The organism is Pontimicrobium sp. MEBiC01747, assembly GCF_053601635.1.
In genome coordinates, this window is sequence record NZ_JBSHNS010000218.1 from 1 (window position 1) to 5988 (window position 5988).

The 5988-nt window shown below is 30.9% G+C and carries 7 protein-coding genes; 3 read left to right on the forward strand and 4 right to left on the reverse strand.

Annotation, left to right across the window (positions count from 1 at the left end):
• The 4 genes from ACVC2P_RS07210 to ACVC2P_RS07225 all read right to left on the reverse strand — a co-directional run.
• On the reverse strand, window positions 1–198 hold a 198-nt coding region (locus ACVC2P_RS07210), incomplete at its 3' end, for a hypothetical protein (protein ID WP_452597805.1).
• A 264-nt stretch (window positions 199–462) separates the two neighbouring features.
• On the reverse strand, window positions 463–1017 hold the full coding sequence (locus tag ACVC2P_RS07215) for a CPBP family intramembrane glutamic endopeptidase (protein ID WP_452597806.1): 555 nt from the start codon (window positions 1015–1017) through the stop codon (window positions 463–465).
• 1 nt (window position 1018) lies between these two features.
• The gene (locus tag ACVC2P_RS07220) at window positions 1019–1684 is read right to left on the reverse strand and encodes an ABC transporter ATP-binding protein (protein WP_452597807.1); all 666 of its coding nucleotides are present in this window, start codon (window positions 1682–1684) and stop codon (window positions 1019–1021) included.
• Window positions 1685–1734: 50 nt separating this feature from the next.
• Window positions 1735–4179, reverse strand: a complete 2445-nt coding sequence (locus ACVC2P_RS07225) for a DUF5916 domain-containing protein (protein WP_452597808.1) — start codon at window positions 4177–4179, stop codon at window positions 1735–1737.
• 179 nt (window positions 4180–4358) lie between these two features.
• On the opposite strand from ACVC2P_RS07225, the gene msrA reads away from it, so the two are divergent.
• From msrA to ACVC2P_RS07240, 3 genes are read left to right on the forward strand one after another with little or no spacing between them, the layout of a single operon-like run.
• Entirely contained in the window at window positions 4359–4913 is a 555-nt protein-coding gene (msrA, locus tag ACVC2P_RS07230) for a peptide-methionine (S)-S-oxide reductase MsrA (protein ID WP_452597811.1), read from the forward strand.
• 2 nt (window positions 4914–4915) lie between these two features.
• Complete coding sequence (gene folE / locus ACVC2P_RS07235; protein ID WP_452597809.1) at window positions 4916–5512, forward strand: GTP cyclohydrolase I FolE; 597 nt, start codon at window positions 4916–4918, stop codon at window positions 5510–5512.
• Window positions 5513–5567: 55 nt separating this feature from the next.
• Window positions 5568–5870: a hypothetical protein gene (locus tag ACVC2P_RS07240; protein ID WP_452597810.1), complete on the forward strand. Its 303-nt coding sequence runs from the start codon at window positions 5568–5570 to the stop codon at window positions 5868–5870.
• Window positions 5871–5988: the final 118 nt, after the last annotated feature.

Sequence of the window (5988 nt, forward strand, 5' to 3'; positions counted from 1 at the left end):
TATTTGAATAACTTGGTATATTCCATTTATTGGTAGAAATATAGCCCAAAAACCTGTGAAAATACTAATACCAAATAAGCCGAAAAATAAAGTGATAATTACATTTAAATCATCAAGTTTTAAAAGTTGTTTTATAGTTACTCCTACTGTGAGTGCGACTATAAAAATATAAAACCATGAAAGTAGTATTACAAGCATTAATTTGGGTTGGTTTGGAAAACGAATTTACAAATTTGTTAATAAAGTCTAGTTAAAAAAGACTAGGCCTTTAGAATAAAAGCACTAAATCTCATATTAATTATTACTATGCAATTCTAAAATTGTAATATATATATTTATTTAGTCTAGTTTTTATTTAGAATAACTAAACATTCTAAATTTAATAAACTTATTAATCTTTATGTAGTTGCATAAACTATATTGTTTATAATAACAATATAGATGTAAATACTTTTAGGGTTTTTACAATTTTAAAAAGAGTATACTAGGGATTACTATACTAGCATTATATAGCATGTGTAGTAAAATGGAGTATATTAAACCTAATTTAACTCTTAAATAACCTAAAATAAGACCTAAACATATTTGAGGAGCAACAAGTATAGGGGATAGGATTAAAACATTAAATGTCGTTTCATAATTTAATATATGAATGTAGCCAAATAGGAGGGCAAAACCATAAAATATATATTTAAAAGCGCCTTTAAATTTACAAAATAACCGTATTGGAGCTCTAAAAATCAACTCTTCAATTATTGGAGCAGCAATAGCAGCCAAAAGAATAATCATAACAGGAGTATAGTTTTTAAACAAATCGCTAGAAGCATGTTTACCTATATCTAATTCTGTAATTAAAGTTGTAAGTCCGATAACAATAGCTAAAGTGAAACCAATTAGTAGCGATAATATTAGTGTATAAAAAACAGTTAAAACTTTATCCTTAGCAGGGAGTTGTTCTATGGGAGGGCAATTAGGTGCTTTTAAATAGGCTATAATATCATTTAGTGTAGTGAGCATGTTAATTGGTTACTATTTTGCCATCTACCATTGTAAGTTTTCTATCGGCAAGATTTGCTAATTCGTCATTATGAGTAACTATAACAAAGGTTTGACCAAATTTATCTCTTAATTCGAAAAATAAGTTATGTAAATTTTCTGCACTCTCGCTGTCTAAATTTCCAGAAGGCTCATCGGCAAAAATAAGCTCAGGGTTATTTATTAATGCTCTTGCTACTGCAACACGTTGTTGCTCTCCTCCAGATAACTCATTTGGCTTATGATTGTAACGATGAGATAAGCCTAAGAAATCGAGTAATTCTTTAGCTCGTTTTTCTGCATCTTCTTTTGGTGTCTTTTTTATAAAAGCAGGAATACAAACGTTTTCTAATGCAGTAAATTCTGGTAATAACTGATGAAACTGAAAAATAAATCCTATATGTTCGTTTCTAAATTGTGCTAGTTTTTTTTCGGATAGGGCGTTAATATCTTTACCATTAATAATTAAAGATCCATTACTACTATTAGAAATCTTATCTAAAGTACCAAGAATTTGTAAAAGTGTTGTTTTACCTGCCCCAGAAGCACCTACTATAGAGACAACTTCTCCTTTTTTTATGTGAACATTTACACCTTTTAATACTTGTAAATCGTCGTAGTATTTATGTATGTTTTCTGCTTTAATCATTGTAAATATTTAAAGTTTCAAAATACTACTTTACTAATAACTGGGCAACTTTAAATGGCTTTAGATTTTCTATTAAATACGTTTTTTATATTATTATAATCTATAAAATAAACCATTTTTAAAGAAAAAGTATTTCCGTTTGGTTGTTTAAGTAATTGGTCTAAACTATCATTCCAGCTCTGCGTACCATTAGTATCGAAATTAAATATACGGTTACGGTATTGTGCGGTTAATTGGCTACCTGGAGCAAATTGCCATGAGTATGTAAGGTTTAAATTCCAAGTATTAAAGTTTACATCTGGATCAGGTAAATCTTCTTTAGTATAATTATCATCTCTATTCAACCTACCATTTTCCGAGAGTGCAAATAAATCATTTTCATATTGTACAGAACTCCAATAGTGTCTAAAACTTAGTACGAGCCCATGAAATGAATTAAAATTATAATTAGCAGAAATACTATTTACTATTGTTATTTGGTCGCGTTGCCCATAAATAATATCGTCTCCAATAAAATCTACAAAATTTCGCTCTCTTAGTTCTTGATCCCATTCAAATTCGTAAATCATGATAAAGTTATCATTTAGTCTTACCCTTGGTTCTAAGCCAAAAAATACACTTTGGTAGGTTCTACCTTCTTCAAATAAAGTTTCGTAACCTATGTTAGCATCAATAGCAAATGTGTTGTTATAGTTAGACGATAACCACGCAGAAGTATTTAACCAATCTTCTGTTATAAAGTACCTACCATCCACTCGTGGGCCAAAATAGTCGTATTGTTTTCCAGGCTGTACATTAAAATTACCTCCGTAGGCCATTAAACTTTTTTTACCAATAGCAAATACGCTACCTCCAAAGTTTTTTCCTGTATAGGTATTAGGTTTGTACAATTGTCTATAATTAGCCCAAAAGTTTATTCTAAAATTATTATGTTTTTCTGTTGGTTCAAAAATTTGATAAGAAAAATTACTACTAAAGTTACTATAGTTATTTCTAAATAAAAGGCCTAAATCATTAATGTTGTAATCTTTATCTGCTAATTCATGATTAAAGTTAAAACGATACTTACCACTATTTTTGCCAAATCCTAAACGTGTACTTATTCCTGTTTGGGTACCATCTTCAAGATTTAAATTACTCATTTTCACTTCAGCTACAGCGCCATAAGTATTCTTTTTATTAATTAAATCGAATAAAAGGCCTGTAACATTAGCATCTCTAAAAGACCCATTTCTTGTAACATTAGTATTTATTAAACTAACAGAAGAGTTTTTGTTAAACTGTTGGTCTAATACCAATATACTATAATTGGCCAAAGGTTCTAAAACTTCACTTCTTTTTTCGTTAGTTACCGTATTAATAATATCCACTTCAGTCTTTTCTGTAATAGCATTAAATATTCCAATACCTAAACCATTTTTTGTACGTCCAGAGACTTTAACAGCGTTAAGCATGGTTACCTTTTGAGGGGCGTCTCCATCTATTCTTTCATCATCAGATAGATTTGCTCGACGAGATGGTGCATTACCAATACGTCTCGAATAGAATAAGTTTCCTTTATTAAATAAATCTGTTCCTTCTGTAAAAAACTGTCGTTGCTCATTAAAACGCTGCTCGAAAGGGCCTAAGTTAAGTTGTACATCATCAAAACCTACTTGGCTAAAATCTGGTATTAAAGTAGCATCTAAGGTGAAATTTTCTGTAATTCCGTATTTTATATCTAGTCCTATATTAAAATCGTCTTCAGTATCTCCATCAAAATTATCTATTACAGTAGAGGCAAAAGGGTAAAAGCTTAAACGTGTAGGTGGTTTTAAATTTTGTAAGCCTTTTAATTCGGCATTAAATAAACCTATACCACCGCCAACAGTTGGGTCTACAGCATTCCAAGTACTTTGCTCTCTAGTTTTTCTATAATGTCTGTGAAATTGTATACCCCATGTTGGGTTTTCTTGCTGTGTAAAGCGTAAGGCACGGTATGGAATTTTCATTTCCACTATCCAACCATCGCTTACCATTTTTGTTGCACTTTCCCAAACCGCATTCCAACCAAAATCTTCACCATTACTAGGACTCTCTGTGGCGTCTGCTTGAGTACCAGAGCTAAAAACAAAAAATTCGGTATTGTTTTGGGCATCATTATTAGGGTTAAATACAGCAGCAAAAAAATCCGATTGTCCAAAATTATCACGTTGTGTAAACTGTTTCATAATGTCTTCTGGGTTGTCGTACATGTGCGCAGCAATGTAAATTCCAGAATCATCATAAGTCATTTTAACTTCTGTTCGTTTATTTTTAGGAGCGACTGCTCCCATTGTTGGTCTAAACTGAACAAAATCTGTTGCTACTTGTGCAGTTTGCCAAACAGCATCATCTAAAATACCATTTATAGTAGGAGGGGTGTTTGTTCTTTCTATGTTATAAACTTTCTTCTCTTGGCTATTAGCAGGAATAGCAAAGAGTATTGCTAATGCAATAAGCGATATATATTTCATTAGTTAACCGATTAGTTGGTATTTGATATAGTATAGATAAACCTATTATCAAATTGTTACATTTTCACATAGCAAAACTAATTTTGTTGAGATAATTTTATCATAATTTAAAGTTAAAAAAGCCTTCTTATGTAAGGCAATACTGTTAAAAAGGACTTTTTTTTAACTAAATTTACATGATGAAAACTGGAAAAAAAGAGATTGCTACATTGGCTAATGGTTGTTTTTGGTGTACAGAAGCAGTGTTTAATAGGTTAGAAGGGGTAGAAAAAGTTGTACCTGGTTATACAGGTGGTTTTATTAAAAACCCGCCATATCGTGAAGTTTGTTCAGGAAGAACAGGACACGCAGAAGGTATACAGATACACTTTAATCCAGAAATTATTTCTTTTAACGCACTATTGGAGATTTTCTTTGCAACACATGACCCAACAACATTAAACAAACAAGGTTACGATGTGGGGACACAATATCGCTCTGCTATTTTTTATCATAATGAAAAACAAAAACAACAAGCTGAAGATTTTATAGATTTGTTGGAGTCTGAAACTGTTTTTAACTCGAAAATAGTTACAGAGGTAACTCCATTTGATGTCTTTTATCTTGCAGAAGAAGATCATTTTGAGTATTATGAAAAAAATAAAGAACAATCGTATTGTCGTTTTATTATAGACCCAAAAATTGATAAATTAAAAACGTACTATAGCGACAAGCTAAAAGACAAAACAGTATAAATATGCCATATAAAAAATTTGAAGAATATAATATTCAGGTAACAGATGATGTAAAGAACCGTTATAAAAGTATTATTGAAGATTTAGGAGAAAATACAGAGCGTGATGGTTTGTTAAAAACGCCGGAACGTGCTGCAAAAGCTATGCAATTTTTAACACAAGGTTATGAACAGGATGCTGCCGAAATATTAAAAAGCGCTATGTTTAAAGAGTCTTATAATGAAATGGTAATTGTAAAAGATATTGAGCTGTACTCGCTTTGTGAACACCATATTTTACCTTTTTTTGGAAAAGCTCATATTGCATATATTCCTAATGGACATATCGTAGGTTTAAGTAAAATACCAAGAATTGTAGATGTTTTTGCAAGACGCTTGCAGGTACAAGAGCGCTTAACGGAGCAAATTTTAGATTGTATTAATGATACATTAAAACCAGAAGGGGTAGCAGTGGTAATTGAAGCTTCGCATATGTGTATGATGATGAGAGGTGTACAAAAGCAAAATTCTACAACAACAACCTCTGGATTTAGAGGTGCTTTTAAAAATATTGAAACACGTACAGAATTTTTAAAGTTAATAACTTCCAATTTGTCATAATTGTTTTTTTGGAACGCTATTTGCTTTCTAATCAATATTAAACAATTATTATAGAATGAATTTAGAGAATACAAGTAAATACAAAAAGTTAGCAATGAGTATCGTTTTTGATGCTATAGGTTATGCTAGCTTTATTATACCAGGATTAGGGGAATTTGTAGATTTAGCTTGGGCACCAGCTGCAGCATGGTTAATGACAAGAATGTACAAAGGGAACACTGGGAAAATAGCAGCGGGTGTCGCTTTTTTAGAAGAAATACTACCTGGCTTAGATGTAATACCTACGTTTACTTTAATGTGGCTATATACGTATGTATTTAAAGCTAAACCAAAAGAAACTATTATTGATATAGATTAACTAACATGCACCCAAAAAAGCATTCATAATTGAATGCTTTTTTTATGCCTCTTTTTTAAGAAGATAAAAATGCTCATTTAAAATAGCCTCTTTTTCTAATACAACAGTATGATTATAT